Consider the following 18303-nt stretch of genomic DNA (forward strand, 5'->3'; position numbering starts at 1 on the left):
TCAGGCGGCGTAGCCGACCGCGAGCTGCGCGGCCTTGACGTGCTCGGCCTTGGGCGGCGCGATGCCCCATTGGTCGGTGCGGCCGGGCGGCCAGACCCAATGCTCCGGCCCACGCACGACGTAGTCGTCGTCGACCTGCAGCACCTCGGCGGTGTATTCGATCACGGTCCCGACGGGATCGATGAAGTAGGCGAAGACATTGTCGCCGGGGCCGTGGCGGCCGACGCCCCAGGCGATCGGATGACCGGCATCGATCATGCGGCCCGCGCCGCGCATCACGCCTTCCCAGGTCGGCATCAGGAAGGCGACGTGGTTGAGGCCGTTGACCTTGGCGGCGGCGATCACCACCGCATGGTGATCGGAGTTGCAGCGGACGAACGCCATCGCCGCGGAGCGATCGGTCAGCTTGAAGCCGAGCGCCTTCTCGTAGAACGCAGCCGTGCGATCGACGTCGGTGCTGTTGAGATTGACGTGGGCGAGCCGCTCGGGGAACTCGGGCCGCGGTGGCCTGGTGTCGTGCCTGAGGTCGTCATGAACGAAGCGCAGCACGCCGCCTTCGGGGCCGCGCAGGCTCATGATCACGCCGCCGTCGGGACCGGGGTTCGGCGCTGGCGCTGCGATCAGCGTCGCGCCTTCATGGATGGCGTTGCGGCTGACGGCATCGAAATCACTGGACTCGGCGAGGCGGAAAGTCACCGCCTTCAACTCGGTACGCTCGCTCTGGTGCAGCGCTACGACATGATGATCGCTGCCGGTCGCACGGAGATAGACGATGCCGCGGGCCTCCGCGACGCGCTCCAGCCCCCAGGTCTGTCGATAGAACGCTTCCGAACGCGCGAGATCTGGCGTGCCCAGATCGACGCTGCGCAGAGCCGCGACCGGAAACCGGGTCATGAGCGTGTCCTCCTGCGCGATGCCCGGGTGAGGACGCGCGACGTTTCTATCCCTGGCCGGCAGAACCGGCTCGTCCTTTTTATTACATAAAAAATAGGAATCAATCAGAATTTATAAATTTTATGTTCTGTAGCCTCGCTCTATACATGTCGTCTGATTCAGAGGAGATCGGGCGTGGATGCGGTTTTGGAGGCCGAGGGGCAGGGCCCGTCGACGCAGGCGAGTCATGTGTATGACCGGCTGCGCGAGGACCTGCTGTCCGGCCGGCTGGCGCCGTCGCGCAAGCTGCAGATGCGGTTTTTGACCGAGACCTATCAGACCGGGCAGACACCGCTGCGCGAGGCGCTCAACCGCCTCACTGCCGACGGACTGGTCGAGGTGCGCGAGCAGCGCGGCTTCTACGTCAAGGACATCAGCCGCGCCGAGCTCGCCGAGTTGACCAAGACGCGCTGCTGGGTCGAGGCGCTGGCGCTGCGCGAGTCGATGGCGGCGGCGACGCCTGATTGGGAGGAGCAACTGGTGCTGGCGCAGCATCGGCTCAGCCGCGCGCCGCGCTCGCTCAGCGCGACCACGTTCGAGGACAATCCGGAGTGGGAGAGGCTGCACCGGATCTATCATCGGGTCCTGATCTCGAACTGCGGCTCGCAGTCGCTGATCGCGTTCTGCGGCCAGCTTGCCGACCAGCTCTATCGCTACCGCCGGCTGTCGATCCGCAAGGCGTTTCCGTCACGCCCCGTCGGCGACGAGCACGCCGACATCGTGAACGCCGTGCTTGACGCCGACACCGAACGCGCGGTTGCGCTGCTCACGGCGCACTATCAGCGCACCGCCGACGTGATCCTGCAGGACGAGACGATCTTTCCGGAGCTGCGCAAGGACAAGCAGATTTAGGATCACGTCGTCGCGGCGAGGAAGAAGTCGACGCGCTTCTCGACATGCGCCTGGGCTTCCTTCTTCAGGGTGCGCATGTCCTCGCCGAGCAGGCTGCGGATCAGCACGGCGAACACGACGAGATCGAGGAAGATCCGTGCGCTGTCCTCGATGCGATCGGCCGAGAACGCGCCCTTGCCGGCAAGGCCTTCGGCGCGCGCGAGCTCGCCGATCGCATGGCTCACATTGCAGGTGGCGCGCTTGCGCGCGGTGTCCTGGATCTCGAGCGTCAGCTCGGGAAACCGCGGATTTTCCGCAATCGCGGTCCGCATCAGGCCGATCGTGTCTTCGACGAAGGCGCGCTCGATCAGGGTGAGTCCGAGGCTGATCAGCCGGGCGCGGAAGGTGCGGCCCTGCGGCACCAGGTTCTCATATTGGGTGTTGCGCGCGGCATGGCGGGCGATCACGGCCGCGAACAGCGCGGCCTTGCTGGGAAATCGCGCGTAGATGGTCGGCTTGCCGGCACGCGCGGTCTGCGCGATTTCGTCGACGCTCGCGCCTTCGAAGCCGTTTGCGAGGAACACCGTCTTTGCCGCATCGAGAATGCGCTCCTCGACCTCGCCGGCACGTTCGAGCGGAGGCCGCCCCACCTTGCCGCGCGCCGTCTTGGAAGCAACCATTCGATCCGCCATGGCTTTCTTTCTTTCGAGGCTTTCTTTCGCGGCCTTTGTGTTCCCGTCCTGTTTGGCACAGGGGTCCGGATTGTTCAATCAACGCGGCCGGGGGCCGCTGCTCATGCCTGGGGCGTTAACGCGTTCCACGGAATATCGGCTTGCCCGTGGGGTCTCGAACACTGAGACTGCACAAAACGATTTAGGAGGAAACTATGGGACGGACATTCGTTCATTTGTCGTTGCTCGCGGTCGCCTGCGTCGCGGCCGCGCCGATTGCGCGCGCTGAAACCGTCATCTTGAAGTCCGAGCTCAAGGCCGCCAACGAGGTGCCGCCGAACGCGTCCACCGCGTCGGGCGCGGCCGAAGCGAGCTTCGACACCGCCACCAGGACGCTGAGCTGGAAGGTTACCTATTCGGGCCTCACCGGGCCGGCGATGGGAGCGCATTTCCACGGTCCCAGCGAGCCCGGCAAGAATGCCGGCATCGTGCTGCCGTTCAAGAGCCCGGAGACCCCGATTACCGGTTCGGCCGTCATCACGGACGCTCAGGCGGCCGATCTGCTGGCCGGCAAATGGTACGCCAACGTTCATACCCAGGCGAACCCAGGCGGCGAGATTCGCGGACAGATGACCCGGCAGTGAGGCGCGTGCCCGACGCGCGCGGGCTCGCCGTCACGCGGCCAGTTCCGGTTCGCCGGCCTGGCCGGGAACGGCCGAGGCCCGGCGCACGTCGAGGAACTGCTTGAAGCGCCCGAGCGACAGCGGCGGCGCAACCAGATAGCCCTGGCCTTCCTCGACGCCGCAGGCGATCAGCGCATCGACCTGCTCCTGATGCTCGATGCCCTCGGCGACCACGGACATGTCGAGCTCGCGCGCCAGCGCCACCAGCATCTGCACCACCACGATGGCGGACTGGTCGCGGGTGATCGCGTCGACGAAGAACTTGTCGATCTTCAGGATGCGCGCGCCGAGCCGCTGGATATAGGACAGGCCGCTATGGCCGATGCCGACGTCGTCGAGTGCGACGCGGAAGCCGAGCTCGCTGAGCTCCTTCACGACATCAGTCGCCTTGGCGAGATCGGCGAGCTCCTCGCGCTCGGTGACCTCGAGCACGACCTGGCGGGTGGAGACCGATGACGACGCGACCGTCTTGCGCAGATCGTCGATGAAGCGGTCGCCGAGCAGGTGGCGCGGGGTGACGTTGACGGACAGCTTGAACAGCTTGTCCTGCTTCATCTCCGGCTGCAGCTCGCGCAAGGCGGTCTTGAGGAGCTGCCAGGTCAGTCTCTCGATGCGGCCGGAGCTCTCGGCGAGCGGGATGAAGCTCATCGGCGGGATCAGCCGGCCGTCCGGCTTCTCCCAGCGCGCCAGGATCTCGCAGCCGACGATGTCGCCGGTCTTCAGTCGGAAGGTCGGCTGCACATAGGGCTTGAACTCGTTGGCCGCGAGCGCGCGGTCGAGCTCGGCGACCGGGTCCACCGGCCGGCTGAGGTAGCTCGCCAGCAGCAGGCCGAACATGCCGCCCAGCGTGCCGGCGGCGAGCATCGTCAGGAGATAAGCGAGGTCGCCGCGCGCGCTCAGGCTCTGCGGCCGCACATGGATCGTGGCCTGCAGCGGATAGCGGTCGGACACGGTGGTGAACGCGACGGTCTGCGCCGGCGATCTGGCGGATGCGTCGGGATGATAGCCGGCCACCTGCTCGCCATCGGGCAAAGTCAGGGTGACGTTGCTCTCGGCGCGCAGGCCGACCGGCATCACGTCCAGCAGATTGCCGTCGATGCGCAGGATCGCCGCCAGCGACCGTTGCGGGTCGATGTCGCGCATCACGCCGAACGCGGCGCCGGTGAACTGCTCGACGCGGAACAGCCGCAGCTCGCCGTCGGCGGACTTGAACATCTCGTCGCGCCGCGCCCAGCCATTGTCGAATTCCAGTGTTTCGGAATAGGCCGCGCACTTGACCGCGCCGTCGCGATCGACGGTGCGGATGTCCTTGATGATGGTGCCTTGATAGACGTGAAGGCGCAGCGCCTGCAGCGCGACGGCGCTGCAGTCCATCGGTCCTTTCGCGATCAGACGGTTCAGGATCGATCCGGCCGAGTCGATCGCGGCCTCGGAACGGCGCAGCGCCAGCTTGCTGAGCTCGCTGAGCTGCCGCGCGGTCTGGTTGCCGATCAGCGCGGTCACGGCGAGATCGGCGCCGGCCAGGAAGATCCCGACGCAGGCGACCACCGCCGCGACACGAAGCATGTGTTTACGTTGCAATGCCATCGTGTCGTGAACGCCCCCGTATGACCACGGGTATCCTTCAATCCAACCTTCAACTTTCCGTATATGCGCTCATGGATGCCCGTCCGCAGCGGCACGGTGGGCCGTGAGCGCAGGAAGCTGGTTAATGAAGGGCTACCGGCTCAGGCCGCCTTGTCGGTGGTGTCGAGCGGCATCGCCGTCTCGGCGCGCTCGGCCGGCAGCAGCATCAGGGCGGCGAGCGCCGACAGGCTCAGGCTCGCCGACACGATCAGCACGCCGCGGCCGAGCCCGTCGATGAGCAGGCCGAACAGCAGCGGCGCGAAGGCCTGGCAGATCCGCGACGGCGCCCCGATCAGGCCGAGCCGGTAGGCGTAGTTGACGGGGCCGAAGATCGCGAGTGGCAGCGTGCCGCGAGCAATGGTCAGGATGCCGTTGCCGGAGCCGTGCAGCAGCGCGAAGGCCGCCGCCGCGCCGCCGCCGAACAGCCCGATCGTCACGGCGCCGATCGGATGGGTGATGCAGGCGAGCCGCGCCGAGGCGAGCGGATGGAAGCGGCTGAGGAAGCCGGCCTCGAACACGCGCGCAGCGACCTGCGCCGGCCCGATCATCATGCCCGCGAACAGCGCCTGTGCAGGGGTTGCGCCGAAGGCCTGCATCAGCCGCGGCAGATGCACCGCCATCGCCGCGGTCACGGTCCAGGCCGCCGCCATCGCGAACGCGATCAGGATCATGGGACGATCGAGCGGAATGTTCGGCTTGCCCGTCGGCATCTCGCCGGGCGCCATCGCGGTGGCACGCGGCAGCGACAGATTGAGCGGCAGGCCGATCACGAGATGTGCGATCGCCCAGGCAAAGCAGGTCTCGCGCCAGCCGATGGTGGTGAGCCCCCAGGTGCTCAGCGGCCAGCCGACGGTGGAGGCAAAGCCCGCGATCAGGGTGATGCCGGTGATCGCGCCGCGCGCATCCTTGCCATAGATGCGACCGAGCGCGCCGAACGCGGCATCATAGAGGCCGAGCCCCATGCCGACGCCGAGCCACAGCCACGCCAGCGCCATCACCCACAGCGAATGCGACAGGCCGAGCAGCGCGAGCCCGATCGCCAGCACGATGTTGGAGGCGCACAGCACCTGGCGGCCGCCGACGCGGTCGATCTGGCGGCCGATGCGCGGACCCAACAGGCCGGAGATGATCAGCGAGGCGGAAAAGGCGGCGAAGAACCAGTTGTTGGACAGGCCGAGATCCCTCGCGATCGGGTCGGCGAGGATGGCCGGAAGATAGTAGCTCGATCCCCAGGCCAGCGTCTGGGCGGTGCCGAGAGCGATGACCACGCCCAGCCGTCTTGCCTGCATTCCCGTCGACCTCTCCTCAGTTCTGGGTCACGAAGTCTCGGCGTCATGAGCAGCCGCAGCCGCTGCGGCCAGCCAGCTTGGCTTTGGCGTCATCGGCACAGCAACTGTCTACGCCCGATGGCGCCGGTCCGCCACAGCAGCCGGGCAGGGCTGCAATGCTCTCCACTCCGCCGCGGGTGCAGACGCCGGTCTCCGGCAGCTTCAACTCGACACGATGCGCGGCGGCCTTGTCGCCGGCGATGTCGGCGGTGATCGAACGGACCTGCTCATAGCCCGTCATCATCAGGAAGTTCGGCGCGCGGCCATAGCTCTTCATGCCGGCGAGATAGAGCCCGGGCTCGTCGGCCTGCGCCAGCTCGCGTGCGCCATGCGGCCGCACCGTGCCGCAGGAATGTTCGTTCGGATCGATCAATGGCGCGAGCGCCACAGGGGCCTCGATCGCGGGATCGAGCCGCAGGCGCAGCTCCGCCAGCAGCGACAGATCGGGGCGGAAGCCGGTGGCGACGATCAGCTCGTCGGCGGTGACGTGGCGGTCGCCCGCGGCATCGATCCGCAACCGGCCGTCCTCATCGGTGATCCCGATGACGCCGAAGCCGGACTCGAGCCGGATGCGGCCCGAACGCACCAGCGCGGCAAAGGCCAGGCCGAGCTCGCCGCGCGCGGCGAGCTGGTCGGCGCTGCCGCCGCCGAATGCCTTCGCGGGATCGTCGCCGCGCAGCAGCCAGATCGCCCGCGTGCCCGGCGCGACCTCGGCCAATGCGGCCAGATCGATCAAGGTGCCGATCGCCGAGTGGCCGGCGCCGAGCACCGCGACCGTCTTGCCGGCATAGCGGCTGCGCTGCGCGCCGCGGACGTCCGGCATCGCGTAGGCGATGCGCGCCGCATGCGCGGCTTCGCCGAGCGCGGGCAGCCCGCTATGGCCGGCAGGATTGGGCGAGAACCAGGCGCCGGAGACATCGATGACGGCGTCGGCCTGCAGCGCCGCCTCGCCCTTGCCGTTGTGGGCGCGAATCTCGAACGGCGCATCGGCGCGTCCCTTCGACCTGGCCTTGTCGAAGCCGGCGCGGCCGATCGCGGTGACGCGATGCGAGGTTCTGATGACGTCGCGCAGCGCGGTGCGCGTTGCAAGCGGCGCGAGATAGGATTCGATCAGCTCGCGCCCTGTCGGATAGGCCTCGGGCTCGGGCGAAGTCCATCCCGTCGCCGCCAGCAGCCGCGCCGCCGCGCTGTCGATGTTGTACTTCCACGGCGAGAACAGCTGGACGTGCTGCCACTGCCGCACCGCATGCGCGGCTTCCGGACCTGCTTCCAGCACGACCGGGGTCAGGCCGCGCGCCAGCGCGTGGGCGGCGGCCGCCAGCCCGACCGGGCCGGCGCCGATGATCGCAACCGTCTTGGCATCCATCACGCTATTCCTCCCATATTTCTAGAATCATCGAATTATTTGTCAAATGATCAGGCGGCCGGCCTCTCGGTGCCGCAGCCTTGCTCCTCAGCGCAACATTCGGAGACGAGGAAGCCGAGCAGGGAGCGCATCACGTCGTATTCGGCGTGACAGACCAGCGTGGTGCCCTCGCGCTGCTGCGAGATCAGCCCGACCGCGACCAGCGTCTTGACGTGGTGCGACAGCGTCGAGGCCGGGATCTTCAGCCGCTCCTGCAATCGGCCGACCGGCATCCCGGCATGCCCGGCGCGCACCAGCGCGCGGTAGATCTTCAGGCGCGTGGTGTTGCCGAGGGCTTCCAGGCGGGCAGCGGCGTCATCGAGCTTCATGGCGTGGAGGATGCGGCATGCGGGATGCCCGAGTCAAACGTTATTTCTAGAATAATGGAAATAACGCGCCGCGATGCATCGGCGGCGGGAGGCTGTCCGGCGCGCTATCGCAGCCGGTAGCCGGCATGGCAGCCCACGCAGGCCGCCATCGTCTCGCCGAGCGCCTTCAGCGCCGGCTTGAGGTCGCCGGTCACGCCCGCATTCTGCGCTTCGATGGCGAAGCGGCTCGCCGCCTTGTGCATGGTGGTGCCGGCCTCCTGCATGCCCTGGGGCATGAACCCGGCCACCTCGGCGGCGCCGTGCAGCCGCAGCGAGCTCATGCCGAGGCGCTGCTCGGCGATCTGGCCGGCCTTGTCCGGCTCGCCCGCCGCGAGCGCGTCGTTGATCTGCTGCAGCGCCAGCAGATGGTCGCGCATGTTGGCAAGCGTATGCTCGGCGAGATCGGGCGGAAACGCCACGCGCTCGCGCGGGTCTGGCGGAAGCGCCCCATGGCTGGCGTGGTCGTGATGGCCATGGTGCTGCGCCGTCGCGATGCCGGCGGATGCGACGAGGGCCAGCGTAACGGCGGCGAGACGCAGGCGCATGAGGACCTCCATTGAGCGAACGCGGTGACGTCTTCCCTAGACCGCGCAGCCGGACGGCGCATATGATCCAGATCATATGCCGAGGATTGACCATCTCCCGCCCGAGGGCACGCGCCCGCCGCTCGACTGGCGCGCTCTTGCACGGCTGTCGCCGTTGCTCGCCGCGCTGCCCGCGGCCGCGCGGTTGCGGACCCGGCGCATCCATGTGCCGCGCCAGGGCACGGTGTTCTGTCGGGGTGATCGGCCGCGGGCGATGTTCTTCGTGCTGACCGGCGAGGTGAGGCTGGTGCGCCGCTCGCGCGCCGGCGACGACATCGTCCTGCAGCGGGCCCGCCGGGGCTTTCTCGCAGAGGCCAGCCTCGACCAGTCGACGTATCATTGCGACGCCGTCGCGGCGCAGGATTCGGCGCTGCTGGCGATCGACCGCAAGGCCTTCGCCGAGGCGCTGCGCCGTCCCGAGATCGGGGACCGATGGTGCGATCATCTCGCCCGCGAGTTGCGCAAGGTCCGGGCGCAGTCGGAGCGGCTCAGCCTGAAGACGGCGCGCGAGCGGATCGTGCATTTCATCGAGACCGAAGGGGAGGGCGGCGAGGTCGAGCTCGGCCGGTCGAAGAAGGACTGGGCCGCCGAGCTCGGCGTCACCCATGAAGCGCTCTATCGCGCGCTGGCGCGCATGGCGCAGCACGGCGAACTCATCGTCGACGGCACCCGCCTGCGCTTGCGATGAGCCTTCCAGTCTGCGGAGCCTCTCGCTCCGTCGTGCATTCCTGGTGCGGCCGGCCTTGACGTTTGCTGGTTATATCGATAATTCTGGATATATGGAAAACGAACAAGCCGTTCTGGCCTTGGCGGCGCTGGCGCAGCCGACGCGCCTGCAGGCCTTCCGCACTCTGGTGCAGCACGAGCCCGACGGGCTGCCGGCGGGCGAACTCGCGCGTCTGCTGGAGGTGCCGCAGAACACGCTGTCGGCGCATCTCGCCGTGCTCGCGCGCGCCGGCCTCGTCAGCTCGATCAGGCACAGCCGCTCGATCGTCTACCGGGCCGATCTCACGCAGTTTCGCGAGGTCGCGCTGTTTCTGCTGCAGGACTGCTGCGGCGGCCGGCCGGAGGTCTGCGCACCCGTCATCGCAAGTCTCACCCCGTGCTGTGCGCCGAAGCGCAAGGAGAAGAGCCGTGTCTGACCGCATCTACAATGTCTTGTTCCTCTGCACCGGAAATTCGGCGCGCTCGGTGCTGGCCGAGTCGATCCTGCGCAAGGACGGCGCCGGCCGCTTCCACGCCTTCTCCGCCGGCAGCACGCCGAAGGGCGCGGTGCATCCGTTGGCACTCGAGACGCTCGCGCGCATGGACTATCCGACCGACGATCTGCGCTCGAAGAGCTGGAGCGAGTTCGCCGCCGCCGGCGCGCCGGCGATGGATTTCGTCTTCACGGTCTGCGACAACGCCGCCGGCGAGGCGTGCCCGATCTGGCCGGGGCAGCCGATGACCGCGCATTGGGGCATCGAGGATCCGGCGGCGGCCGCAGGCACGGAGCTGGAGAAGCTCGCGGCGTTCACGACCGCCTTCCGCTATCTGAAGAACCGGATCGACGCCTTCATCAATCTGCCGCTCGGCCGCATCGATTCGATGTCGCTCGGCACGCGGCTGCGCGAGATCGGGACCGGCGAGGGCGCAACGTCGTTCCGCTCCGACGTGGCCTGATCCGATGACGATCTTCGAGCGCTATCTGACGGTCTGGGTCCTGCTCTGCATCGTCGTCGGTATCGGTCTCGGCCATCTGATGCCGGGGCTGTTCGCGGCTGTCGCGTCGGCGGAGGTGGCGCGGGTCAATCTGCCGGTCGCGGCCCTGATCTGGCTGATGATCATCCCGATGCTGCTGAAGATCGATTTCGCCGCGCTCGGCAACGTGAAGGAGCATTGGCGGGGCATCGGCGTCACCCTGATCGTGAACTGGGCGATCAAGCCGTTTTCGATGGCTCTGCTCGGCAGCATCTTCATCGGCCACGTGTTCGCGCCGATGCTTCCCGCAGGCCAGTTGTCGTCCTACGTGGCGGGTCTGATCCTGCTGGCGGCGGCGCCGTGCACGGCGATGGTGTTCGTCTGGTCGAATCTGTGCGACGGCGAGCCGCACTACACGCTGAGCCAGGTCGCGCTCAACGACGTCATCATGGTGTTCCTGTTTGCGCCGCTGGTGGGCCTGCTGCTCGGCGTCGCCTCGATCTCGGTGCCCTGGACAACCCTGCTGCTGTCGGTGCTGCTCTATATCGTCGTGCCGGTCATCGTCTCGCAACTCTGGCGCCGTGCGTTGCTGCGTAGCACGGACGGGGCGTTGGAGCGCGCCTTGCGGGTGCTGCAACCGGTCTCGCTCGTGGCGCTGCTCGGGACGCTCGTGCTGCTGTTCGGCTTCCAGGGCGAGCAGATCCTGAAGCAGCCGGTCGTCATCGCGATCCTGGCCGTGCCGATCCTGATCCAGGTCTATCTGAACGCGGGGATCGCCTATTGGCTGAGCCGCCGGCTCGGCGTGGCCTGGTGCGTCGCGGCTCCAGCCGCCTTGATCGGCGCCAGCAATTTCTTCGAGCTGGCGGTTGCCGCCGCGATCAGCCTGTTCGGGCTCGACTCGGGGGCTGCGCTCGCGACCGTCGTCGGGGTTCTCGTCGAAGTCCCCGTGATGCTCTCGGTCGTGCGCATCGTCAAGGCGACGCGTCGCTGGTACGAAGCGGGCCTGCCGGCCTAGCCTTGGTCCGTGCCTTGGTCAGAAGCCGGTTCGCCTCACCGCCGCGGCTCGTCCTGATCGTCGTCGTCGCCTTCGCGGTCCCGGCGCGCGGGCTCGTAGCTCAGCAGCTGGCTGTCGGCCCGCGCATGCAGCGCCGCGAGATGCGCATAGGCCGCCAGGGTGCCGACATCGGCACGGGCCACCGGCACCAGCGTGGGTGCCGTCTCCCGGCCGGCTTGTGACATCCCCAAGAGGCCGCCCAGCCCCGCCAGCACGGCTGCCAATGTCATCGTCTTACGCATTCTCGTCTCCGAACTCACCGCGCCCCCGGCTCGCTCCGTCCGGGCGGGATCATGTCGCAACGAGGCTGACGGCATCCTGTCAGGTTGAGTCAGCGAGACGTCAGCTTGTCTCGGGCAGGATGCCGATCCCTTGCGAGTTTCCACCCGCGCATCGGCCTGAGCGCAATTCCGACATCGGAAGTTCAAACTAAAATCCGCACCAGCTCCTTAGCATCTGCGAACGCTCCGCAAGTCGCCCCCCGCAATTCGAACCCAGTGGCGCGCGCGCAACGAATGACGACGAGCTTTGAAGATCAGAGCGTCAGGCCCCGGGAAGATCATGCATTTGCCTCAAATCGGACGGTTCATGCGCATCACGGCATTTGCGATGCTGATCTCGACGGCGGCGTCCGCGGCGACGGTGGCGCGCGAGGACGATCGCGAGCGCCGTGATGCCGTGCGTCGCGCGGTGGAGGCGGGCGACGTCCTGCCGCTGTCGCAGATCCTGCCGAGATTGCGCGGCCGGATCGCCGGCGACGTGATGGGAATCGATGTCGACCGCCAGCGTGGCCGCTGGCGGTATGAGTTTCGGGTGATCGGCCGTGATGGCCGCGTGCGCGAGGTCTATGTCGATGCGCGCAGCGGCGAGATCGAGCGGATCGAGGAAAAATAGATGCGTGTGCTGCTGGTCGAGGACGATCCGCGGCTGTCGTCCGACCTGGCGCGGACGCTGCAGGCGGCGGGCTATCTGGTCGAAACGTCCGACAACGGCGAGCAGGCCTGGTTTCTCGGCGACACGGAGGATTATGGCGCCGTGATCCTCGATCTCGGCCTCCCCGGCATGGACGGCCTGTCGGTGCTGAAGCGCTGGCGCGGCGCGGCTCGGCATATGCCGGTGCTGATCCTGACGGCGCGCGCGAGCTGGGCCGAGCGGGTCGACGGCATCGATGCCGGCGCCGACGATTATCTGCCGAAGCCGTTTCGCAACGAGGAGCTGCTGGCGCGACTGCGCGCGATCATCAGGCGCTCCGCCGGCCATGCCGCTCCGGTGCTTTCGTCGGGCGACCTGATGCTCGACGAGCGCCAGATGAAGGTCAGCCTGTCCGGCGTGCCGGTGACGCTGTCGCAGCTCGAATACCGGCTGATCGCCTATCTGCTGCGGCAGAGCGGCCGCGTCGTGCCGCAGCATGAGCTGGAGGAGAACGTCTACGGTCTCGGCCACGAGCACGACTCCAACGCGCTCGAGGTGCTGATCCGGCGCGTGCGCAAGAAGCTCGGCGCCGACATCATCGAGACCCGCCGCGGCTTCGGCTACATGATCCCGGAGACGACGGAATGAGGCTCGGCTCGCTGCGGCTGCGACTGGTGGCGGCGGGCACCATCGCGCTGCTGGTCGCGCTCGGCGTCGCCGGCTTCGGCATGGTCGTGCTGTTCAAGCGCCACGTCGCGCGTACGCTCGCCTCCGATCTCGACATCCACCTGCGCCAATTGCTGAACGGCCTCGAGGTCGATGCGGAAGGGCGCATCGTGGTGGCGCGGCCGCCGGCCGATCCGCGCTTCGTGGTGCCGCTGTCGGGGCTGTACTGGCAGATCTCGGACGATCACGGCCAGTTGCTGCGCTCGCGCTCGCTGTGGGACACCATCCTGCCGCTGCCCATCGACGAGCCCGGACCGAGCGACGTGCATCAGCATGAGCTCGCCGGGCCGGATGGCGAACACGTGCTGGTCGCCGAGCGCGGCATCCTGATGAATCCGGAAAGCCAGACCCGCGTGCGCGCGGCCGTGGCCTATGACCTCGACGGCGCCACCAGCGCGGTGCGGACCTTCGCCAAGGATCTGTCGATCGCGCTCGCCGTGCTGGCCGTCATCCTCGCCGTCGGCACCTCGGTTCAGGTCACGCTCGGGCTGCGTCCGCTCGGCGTGCTGCGCCGTGGCGTCGCCGAGATCCGCAGCGGTCGGCGCCAGCATCTTCCCGTGGACGTGCCGACCGAGGTGGCGCCGCTGGTCGACGAGGTCAACGCGCTGCTCGATGCGCAGAGCCGCGAGATCATGCGCTCGCGCAGCCGTGCGGCCGATCTCGCCCACGGCTTCAAGACGCCGCTCGCCGCACTCGCGGCCGACGCGGCGCGGTTGCGGGAGCTCGGCCAGCTCGAGCTGGCGCGCAATGTCGAGGATGTCGCCGAGGCGATGAGCCGGCAGGTCGATCGCGAGCTGGCGCTGGCGCGGCTGCGCGGCAAGGCCCGCGGTGGGCCGGAGGCCGCGACCGAGCTGGCGCCGCTGGTGAATGCGCTGCTCGGGACGCTCGGCCGCACGCCGGCGGCCGCCCATGTCAGCTTCGATGGCCAGGTGCCCCCAAGCCTGCGCGTCGGCATGGACCGCACCGATCTCGCCGAGGTGCTCGGCAATCTCCTGGAGAACGCCGCGCGTCACGCGGCGAGCACGGTTCGCATCGTCGCCAGTGCGACCCCTCTGATCGTCACCGTCGAGGACGACGGTCCGGGCATTCCGGACGCGAAGATCGGCCGCGTGCTCGAGCGCGGCGGCCGCCTCGACGAGCAGGGTCCGGGCAGCGGGCTGGGGCTCGCGATCGTGCAGGACGTGCTCGAAGCCTATGGCTGGCGGCTGCAGATCGGCCGTTCCCAGCTCGGCGGCGCCCGGATCACGATCGCGCCGGCCATCGTCTCGGCACTCCGCTGGCCGCAGCCCGCGACGTCCCAGGCCACCCCGGCGCCGTCCATTCTGACAGCAGGCTGACATCCCGCGTCAGCGGCGCGACGCCCCCGGTCGGCTATTGCCTCCGGCCATGCCACCCCGTGCTCCGGCGTGCCGGCGCGGGATGCCCAATGGTCGAAGGAAGCTGATCATGCGCATTCGAAACTCCGCCAAGACGTATGGCTCCGTCGCGATCGCACTGCACTGGATCGTCGCCGTGCTGGTGCCGGCGGCCTGGATTTCAGGCCATCTCGGCGACGTGCTGCCACGTCCCGCTCATGACATGGGCCTGTTCATGCACGTCTCGCTCGGGCTGTCGATGCTGGGCTTCGCGCTGGCGCGCCTGGCCTGGCGCCTGGCCGATCCGCCGCCGACGCCCGAAGCGACCAAATTCGGCGCGTGGACCGTTCATGCCGGCGAGATCACGCATCTGCTGATCTACGGCATCATGTTCGCCATTCCGGTGCTTGGCATTCTCACCCAGTTCGCCCGCGGCTACGGCCTGCCGGTGTTCGGCCTGTTCGAGATCGCCTCACCCTGGGTCGGCGACCGCGGCTTCGCCCACGACATGAAGGAGATGCACGAGGCGCTGGCCAATGGCCTGATGATCCTGATCGGCCTGCACGCAGGCGCCGCCTTGCTGCACCATTACTGGCTGCACGATCGCACCCTGCGGCGGATGGTGCCGGGACTGCGGTGATCGCGCCTGTCATCCGGGCCTGCTAGAAGGCCTCCGTCGAACACGCCATCGGAGGCCGTCATGCCGGCAACGCCGCATATCGAAAAGCACTTCACCGCCTCGGAGGTCGTCCGCGATGTCGTCATCGGCATGGCCGACGGGCTCACGGTGCCGTTCGCGCTCGCCGCCGGTCTGTCGGCGGCGGTCGCCAAGACCGACGTGATCGTCACGGCCGGCCTCGCCGAGGTCGTCGCCGGCGCGATCGCGATGGGGCTCGGCGGCTATCTCGCCGCCCGCTCCGACGCCGAGCACTACGCCGCGGAGGAGACGCGCGAGCACGACGAGATCGAGAAGCTTCGCGGTCGCGAGGTCGAGGAGGTCGCCGCGATCTTCCGCGGCTACGGTCTCGAAGGCCAGGCCTTGACCACCGTGGTCGACGCCATCGCGTCCGATCGCAAGCGGTGGGTCGACTTCATGATGCGTTTCGAGCTCGGCCTCGAACGCCCCGATCCGAAGCGCGCGCCGGTCAGCGCCGTGACCATCGGCGGCTCCTACGTGATCGGCGGCTTGATCCCGCTGATCCCCTACATGCTGGCGGCCGACATCTCGTCGGCGCTCCGCATCTCCGTGATCGCCACTGGCATTGCGCTCTTGATCTTCGGCGCCATCAAGGGCCACTTCACCGGCGTCAACAAGATCAAGTCGGCGCTTCAGACCGCCCTCGTCGGCGGCCTCGCCGCCGGCGCCGCGTTCTGGCTGGCGCATCTGTTCGGGTGAGGTGGAGCGGGATTGCGGTCTAGGCCGTTCGGACGAAGGTCACCGGCAGCGATTATGATCCGCGTCTCCCGAGCCGTAGGGCGGCCAAAGAGGTGCACGCGGCAACGCCGCGTCGCATCGTGCCCACCGCGCGCTTCGAGCGGTGGCAATGGGTGGTCACGCGCCGCTTTGCCAGCAGCGTCAAGATTGATGGCACGCTGAACTAACAACCTGCCGTAGGGTGGGCAAAGGCGCGCCGGGATGCGGCCTTGTCGGGCGAGCTTTCGCGCGCGCCGTGCCCACCGCCTACACCCAGCGCCACCGATGGTGGGCACGCGCCGCCCTTGGCGTCGCTTTGCCCACCCTACGGCGGCGTTGTCTGTGGCAAAGAGCTTTAGGCTCGCCGAGTTCGAGACTGTTGGTGCTCTGCGGATCTGGCTGACGACGGCGTTGGGTTGAGACCATGCGTCAGCCTTGAACCAGCATAGCTCAGCTTTACGCCAGAATCCGACGTTACTTCCATCCAATTGGCCGTTGCGGGGAGTTGTGGTAGTCTGTTTGGGTGAGCAAGACCCTGACCCCGACCAAAGCAAGAGACCTCGCGATCCGCCTCGCATCTGCTCGCCCTGACGAAGCGCTAAGCGTCGCAAGGGGGATAGAAGCACCTTGGTTCAGGTGTCAGGCGTTATCTCACGTCGCACGCCATTGGCCCGATGAAAGGTATAGCCGCCTTCTTGAAGAGGCGATTCTGGCAGCCGACTGTCAGGAGGATATTTTCAATCGTGTGGCCGTCTCGGCATGGCCGATCAGGGCATATCTTGAGCGCGGCAACGGGCCGCCCGCCAAAGAACTTCTCATAAAGTACGTCGCTGCCTCCAGCGCCATTGAAAACATGGGGAGTCGTTCAGAGGCGCTGTTTTCGATATTTCAGGCGTCGAAGCCCTTCGACACCGGGTTATGGCGCCCTGTATTCTGGGCTTTGGTGGCAGCAGCGGAGCCTGCTCTTTCCTGGCGTCAGCTTAGAAACCTGAGGGACGCCGTCGCAATGGTTGCCTCCGATCACGATGAATTGGTGCATCAGGTATTTGAGAAGCTTTCTGAACCGAAAAATCTTTCGACCGTGAGACGCTACCTCGGCCAACATACGATGCAGCAGCCGCGCTCCTATTTCTGACTCATGAGCCGCCGAAGCTAGCTGCGATCGCCTGCTTTCCGTGGAGCAAGAGAGGGTCACCTGACGACGCGGATACCGAAACCCGCTGCGCCTGCGGATCAAGCGCGCGTAGACGTGGCCGCGCCGGCGGACCCTTTCGGATTGGTCAGCCTCATGCCATGATGGCTGATGACGCGCGCGCTTCTCCTCATGACTTCGATCATCGTGCTTGCAACCGCTCCAGCCGCGGCTCAGCGGTTCGATGGCAATGATCCGGTGTGCCTCCAGACATGGGAGTGGGGCGGGTCCAGCACGATCGCGTGCCAGTACAGGTCGTGGGAGGCGTGCAGAGCGGGGGCCGCGGGCCTTTCGGCCATGTGCTTGCCGAACCCCTATGCCCAACGCCCGTCTGAGCCAAGCCGGCGTCGGCCTCCCCGGTAGGCGCCGATTGCAGCCTGACAAGACCCCGATCTTCGACGGAGCAGCCATCGTCGGCGACGACCAAAAGGTCCGAAATGGGCCACAGGACTAAACCGCTCGCGCGGTAGGGCACGACGGCCGGCAGCACGGCTGAGAGGATAGCGCAGCGAGGCGTCCTGTCTTGAGATGAGGGGTTCGCAACCTTCACCCAAGACAGGAGCATCCCCATGACCGACGAGGCCATGAGCCCGTTGCGGCGGCGCATGATCGAAGACATGACGATCCGCAAGTTCGCGCCCAAGACCCAACATGACTACGTGCAACGGGTCAAGGACTTCGCAGCCTTCCTCGGACGATCGCCGGATCTGGCCAGCTTCGAGGACGTGCGCCGCTATCAGCTCCATCTGGCATCGCGCGGCGTCGGCGGGCCGACCATCAACCAGACGGTCTCGACCTTGCGGTTCTTCTTCAAGGTCACGCTGCGGCGTCACGAGATCGTCGAGCACACCCACTTCATCCACCAGCCGCGCAAGCTGCCGGTGGTGCTGAGCGTGGAGGAAGTGGCGCGGCTGCTCGATGCGGCACCCGGGCTCAAATACAAGGCGGCGCTCAGCGTGGCCTATGGCGCCGGCCTCCGTGCCAACGAGGTCGTCTCGCTCAAGATCTCCGATATCGACAGCAAGCGCATGATCATCCGCGTCGAGCAGGGCAAGGGCGGCAAGGACCGCAATGTCATGCTGTCGCCGAGCCTGCTCGACCTGCTGCGCGCCTGGTGGAGGGCGGCCCGTCCCCAGGGCTGGCTATTCCCAGGGCGTGACCCGGCGCAGCCGATGACGACGCGCCAGCTCAATCGTGCTTGTCATGCCGCGGCCCAGGTGGCCGAGATTCACAAACGCGTGTCGCTGCATACCTTGAGGCACAGCTTCGCCACCCACCTGCTCGAGCAGAACATCGACGTGCGCGTGATCCAGGTGCTGCTCGGTCATGCCAAGCTCGATACGACCGCGCTCTATACACGGGTCGCCACCAAGACGATCAGCGAGGTCATGAGCCCGCTGGAGCACATCGCGATCAAGCTGAAGGAGACCCGGCCGCCCGGCTGACGCGGGGCCTGCGTGTCTCGTCCGGCTCTGGAGGTTGCGGATATCTTCCGCGACCATGGTCCGGCATGGCGTCAGGCCCATGCCGGCCATGTCAGC

At 67.4% G+C, this 18303-nt stretch carries 22 protein-coding genes; 14 read left to right on the top strand and 8 right to left on the bottom strand.

Translation table 11 applies throughout. From position 1 onward, the window contains the following. Complete coding sequence (locus tag ACQR1X_RS22400) at positions 1-894, bottom strand: VOC family protein (protein WP_434837840.1); 894 nt, start codon at positions 892-894, stop codon at positions 1-3. A 174-nt stretch (positions 895-1068) separates the two neighbouring features. Here ACQR1X_RS22400 and ACQR1X_RS22405 point away from each other — a divergent pair, with 174 nt between their 5' ends. Further along, entirely contained in the window at positions 1069-1785 is a 717-nt protein-coding gene (locus ACQR1X_RS22405) for a GntR family transcriptional regulator (RefSeq protein ID WP_315805341.1), read from the top strand. Between the two features lie 2 nt (positions 1786-1787). Here ACQR1X_RS22405 and ACQR1X_RS22410 read toward each other — a convergent pair whose 3' ends face one another. After that, positions 1788-2444, bottom strand: coding sequence for a TetR/AcrR family transcriptional regulator (locus ACQR1X_RS22410; RefSeq protein ID WP_315805365.1), 657 nt, complete (start codon positions 2442-2444; stop codon positions 1788-1790). Positions 2445-2650: 206 nt separating this feature from the next. Between ACQR1X_RS22410 and ACQR1X_RS22415 the strand changes: the two genes are divergently transcribed. Further along, positions 2651-3079 (top strand): CHRD domain-containing protein, encoded by a 429-nt coding sequence (locus ACQR1X_RS22415; protein WP_434899572.1) that lies wholly within the window; start codon positions 2651-2653, stop codon positions 3077-3079. Positions 3080-3109: 30 nt separating this feature from the next. Here the strand turns inward: ACQR1X_RS22415 and ACQR1X_RS22420 are convergent, their stop codons facing one another. The 5 genes from ACQR1X_RS22420 to ACQR1X_RS22440 form a co-directional block, all read right to left on the bottom strand. Continuing rightward, complete coding sequence (locus ACQR1X_RS22420) at positions 3110-4684, bottom strand: EAL domain-containing protein (RefSeq protein ID WP_315805343.1); 1575 nt, start codon at positions 4682-4684, stop codon at positions 3110-3112. A 161-nt stretch (positions 4685-4845) separates the two neighbouring features. Beyond that, positions 4846-6033 carry an MFS transporter gene (locus tag ACQR1X_RS22425; protein ID WP_434899573.1) on the bottom strand — a complete coding sequence of 396 codons (1188 nt, stop codon included), beginning with the start codon at positions 6031-6033 and terminating at the stop codon, positions 4846-4848. Between the two features lie 43 nt (positions 6034-6076). Further along, entirely contained in the window at positions 6077-7441 is a 1365-nt protein-coding gene (locus ACQR1X_RS22430) for an NAD(P)-binding domain-containing protein (RefSeq protein ID WP_434883430.1), read from the bottom strand. A gap of 47 nt (positions 7442-7488) precedes the next feature. Further along, positions 7489-7806: an ArsR/SmtB family transcription factor gene (locus ACQR1X_RS22435; protein ID WP_315805346.1), complete on the bottom strand. Its 318-nt coding sequence runs from the start codon at positions 7804-7806 to the stop codon at positions 7489-7491. Positions 7807-7910: 104 nt separating this feature from the next. Next, positions 7911-8390, bottom strand: a complete 480-nt coding sequence (locus tag ACQR1X_RS22440) for a hypothetical protein (RefSeq protein ID WP_434899574.1) — start codon at positions 8388-8390, stop codon at positions 7911-7913. A 76-nt stretch (positions 8391-8466) separates the two neighbouring features. Between ACQR1X_RS22440 and ACQR1X_RS22445 the strand changes: the two genes are divergently transcribed. The 4 genes from ACQR1X_RS22445 (at position 8467) to arsB (ending at position 11124) form a co-directional block, all read left to right on the top strand. Beyond that, entirely contained in the window at positions 8467-9117 is a 651-nt protein-coding gene (locus ACQR1X_RS22445) for a Crp/Fnr family transcriptional regulator (RefSeq protein WP_434899575.1), read from the top strand. 91 nt (positions 9118-9208) lie between these two features. Beyond that, complete coding sequence (locus tag ACQR1X_RS22450) at positions 9209-9571, top strand: ArsR/SmtB family transcription factor (RefSeq protein ID WP_434872519.1); 363 nt, start codon at positions 9209-9211, stop codon at positions 9569-9571. After that, positions 9564-10091, top strand: a complete 528-nt coding sequence (locus ACQR1X_RS22455) for an arsenate reductase ArsC (RefSeq protein WP_434847245.1) — start codon at positions 9564-9566, stop codon at positions 10089-10091. Before ACQR1X_RS22450 ends, ACQR1X_RS22455 begins: the two co-directional genes overlap by 8 nt. Before the next feature lie 4 nt (positions 10092-10095). Then, positions 10096-11124, top strand: coding sequence for an ACR3 family arsenite efflux transporter (gene arsB, locus ACQR1X_RS22460; RefSeq protein WP_316239287.1), 1029 nt, complete (start codon positions 10096-10098; stop codon positions 11122-11124). Positions 11125-11159: 35 nt separating this feature from the next. On the opposite strand, the gene ACQR1X_RS22465 is transcribed toward arsB, so the two are convergent. After that, on the bottom strand, positions 11160-11405 hold the full coding sequence (locus ACQR1X_RS22465) for a hypothetical protein (RefSeq protein ID WP_316218807.1): 246 nt from the start codon (positions 11403-11405) through the stop codon (positions 11160-11162). A gap of 346 nt (positions 11406-11751) precedes the next feature. On the opposite strand from ACQR1X_RS22465, the gene ACQR1X_RS22470 reads away from it, so the two are divergent. The 8 genes from ACQR1X_RS22470 (at position 11752) to ACQR1X_RS22505 (ending at position 18207) form a co-directional block, all read left to right on the top strand. Then, entirely contained in the window at positions 11752-12057 is a 306-nt protein-coding gene (locus ACQR1X_RS22470; protein ID WP_315805353.1) for a PepSY domain-containing protein, read from the top strand. Continuing rightward, on the top strand, positions 12058-12723 hold the full coding sequence (locus ACQR1X_RS22475; RefSeq protein WP_315805354.1) for a response regulator transcription factor: 666 nt from the start codon (positions 12058-12060) through the stop codon (positions 12721-12723). It begins immediately after the preceding gene. Next, complete coding sequence (locus tag ACQR1X_RS22480; protein ID WP_434892001.1) at positions 12720-14138, top strand: sensor histidine kinase; 1419 nt, start codon at positions 12720-12722, stop codon at positions 14136-14138. The genes ACQR1X_RS22475 and ACQR1X_RS22480 overlap by 4 nt, the downstream gene beginning before the upstream one ends. Before the next feature lie 109 nt (positions 14139-14247). Further along, the gene (locus ACQR1X_RS22485; protein ID WP_434892002.1) at positions 14248-14796 is read left to right on the top strand and encodes a cytochrome b; all 549 of its coding nucleotides are present in this window, start codon (positions 14248-14250) and stop codon (positions 14794-14796) included. 60 nt (positions 14797-14856) lie between these two features. Then, positions 14857-15552 (top strand): VIT1/CCC1 transporter family protein, encoded by a 696-nt coding sequence (locus tag ACQR1X_RS22490; RefSeq protein ID WP_434899576.1) that lies wholly within the window; start codon positions 14857-14859, stop codon positions 15550-15552. Positions 15553-16093: 541 nt separating this feature from the next. Then, the gene (locus ACQR1X_RS22495; protein ID WP_434899577.1) at positions 16094-16705 is read left to right on the top strand and encodes a hypothetical protein; all 612 of its coding nucleotides are present in this window, start codon (positions 16094-16096) and stop codon (positions 16703-16705) included. 168 nt (positions 16706-16873) lie between these two features. Next, entirely contained in the window at positions 16874-17125 is a 252-nt protein-coding gene (locus tag ACQR1X_RS22500) for a DUF3551 domain-containing protein (protein WP_434899578.1), read from the top strand. Between the two features lie 206 nt (positions 17126-17331). Next, the gene (locus tag ACQR1X_RS22505; protein WP_315805877.1) at positions 17332-18207 is read left to right on the top strand and encodes a tyrosine-type recombinase/integrase; all 876 of its coding nucleotides are present in this window, start codon (positions 17332-17334) and stop codon (positions 18205-18207) included. The last annotated feature ends 96 nt before the right edge of the window (positions 18208-18303 follow it).

Source organism: Bradyrhizobium sp. HKCCYLRH3073, assembly GCF_051167995.1.
Classification (GTDB): Bacteria; Pseudomonadota; Alphaproteobacteria; order Rhizobiales; family Xanthobacteraceae; genus Bradyrhizobium.

Excerpts from the sequence above, each read along its gene's own strand:
- ACQR1X_RS22400 (WP_434837840.1), bottom strand. The coding sequence starts at position 894 with ATGACCCGGTTTCCGGTCGCGGCTCTGCGCAGCGTCGATCTGGGCACG.
- ACQR1X_RS22410 (WP_315805365.1), bottom strand. The coding sequence starts at position 2,444 with ATGGTTGCTTCCAAGACGGCGCGCGGCAAGGTGGGGCGGCCTCCGCTC.
- ACQR1X_RS22415 (WP_434899572.1), top strand. The coding sequence starts at position 2,651 with ATGGGACGGACATTCGTTCATTTGTCGTTGCTCGCGGTCGCCTGCGTC.
- ACQR1X_RS22420 (WP_315805343.1), bottom strand. The coding sequence starts at position 4,684 with ATGCTTCGTGTCGCGGCGGTGGTCGCCTGCGTCGGGATCTTCCTGGCC.
- ACQR1X_RS22425 (WP_434899573.1), bottom strand. The coding sequence starts at position 6,033 with ATGCAGGCAAGACGGCTGGGCGTGGTCATCGCTCTCGGCACCGCCCAG.
- ACQR1X_RS22435 (WP_315805346.1), bottom strand. The coding sequence starts at position 7,806 with ATGAAGCTCGATGACGCCGCTGCCCGCCTGGAAGCCCTCGGCAACACC.
- ACQR1X_RS22440 (WP_434899574.1), bottom strand. The coding sequence starts at position 8,390 with ATGCGCCTGCGTCTCGCCGCCGTTACGCTGGCCCTCGTCGCATCCGCC.
- ACQR1X_RS22445 (WP_434899575.1), top strand. The coding sequence starts at position 8,467 with ATGCCGAGGATTGACCATCTCCCGCCCGAGGGCACGCGCCCGCCGCTC.
- ACQR1X_RS22450 (WP_434872519.1), top strand. The coding sequence starts at position 9,209 with ATGGAAAACGAACAAGCCGTTCTGGCCTTGGCGGCGCTGGCGCAGCCG.
- arsB (WP_316239287.1), top strand. The coding sequence starts at position 10,096 with ATGACGATCTTCGAGCGCTATCTGACGGTCTGGGTCCTGCTCTGCATC.
- ACQR1X_RS22465 (WP_316218807.1), bottom strand. The coding sequence starts at position 11,405 with ATGCGTAAGACGATGACATTGGCAGCCGTGCTGGCGGGGCTGGGCGGC.
- ACQR1X_RS22470 (WP_315805353.1), top strand. The coding sequence starts at position 11,752 with ATGCGCATCACGGCATTTGCGATGCTGATCTCGACGGCGGCGTCCGCG.
- ACQR1X_RS22475 (WP_315805354.1), top strand. The coding sequence starts at position 12,058 with ATGCGTGTGCTGCTGGTCGAGGACGATCCGCGGCTGTCGTCCGACCTG.
- ACQR1X_RS22480 (WP_434892001.1), top strand. The coding sequence starts at position 12,720 with ATGAGGCTCGGCTCGCTGCGGCTGCGACTGGTGGCGGCGGGCACCATC.
- ACQR1X_RS22485 (WP_434892002.1), top strand. The coding sequence starts at position 14,248 with ATGCGCATTCGAAACTCCGCCAAGACGTATGGCTCCGTCGCGATCGCA.
- ACQR1X_RS22490 (WP_434899576.1), top strand. The coding sequence starts at position 14,857 with ATGCCGGCAACGCCGCATATCGAAAAGCACTTCACCGCCTCGGAGGTC.
- ACQR1X_RS22500 (WP_434899578.1), top strand. The coding sequence starts at position 16,874 with ATGACGCGCGCGCTTCTCCTCATGACTTCGATCATCGTGCTTGCAACC.
- ACQR1X_RS22505 (WP_315805877.1), top strand. The coding sequence starts at position 17,332 with ATGACCGACGAGGCCATGAGCCCGTTGCGGCGGCGCATGATCGAAGAC.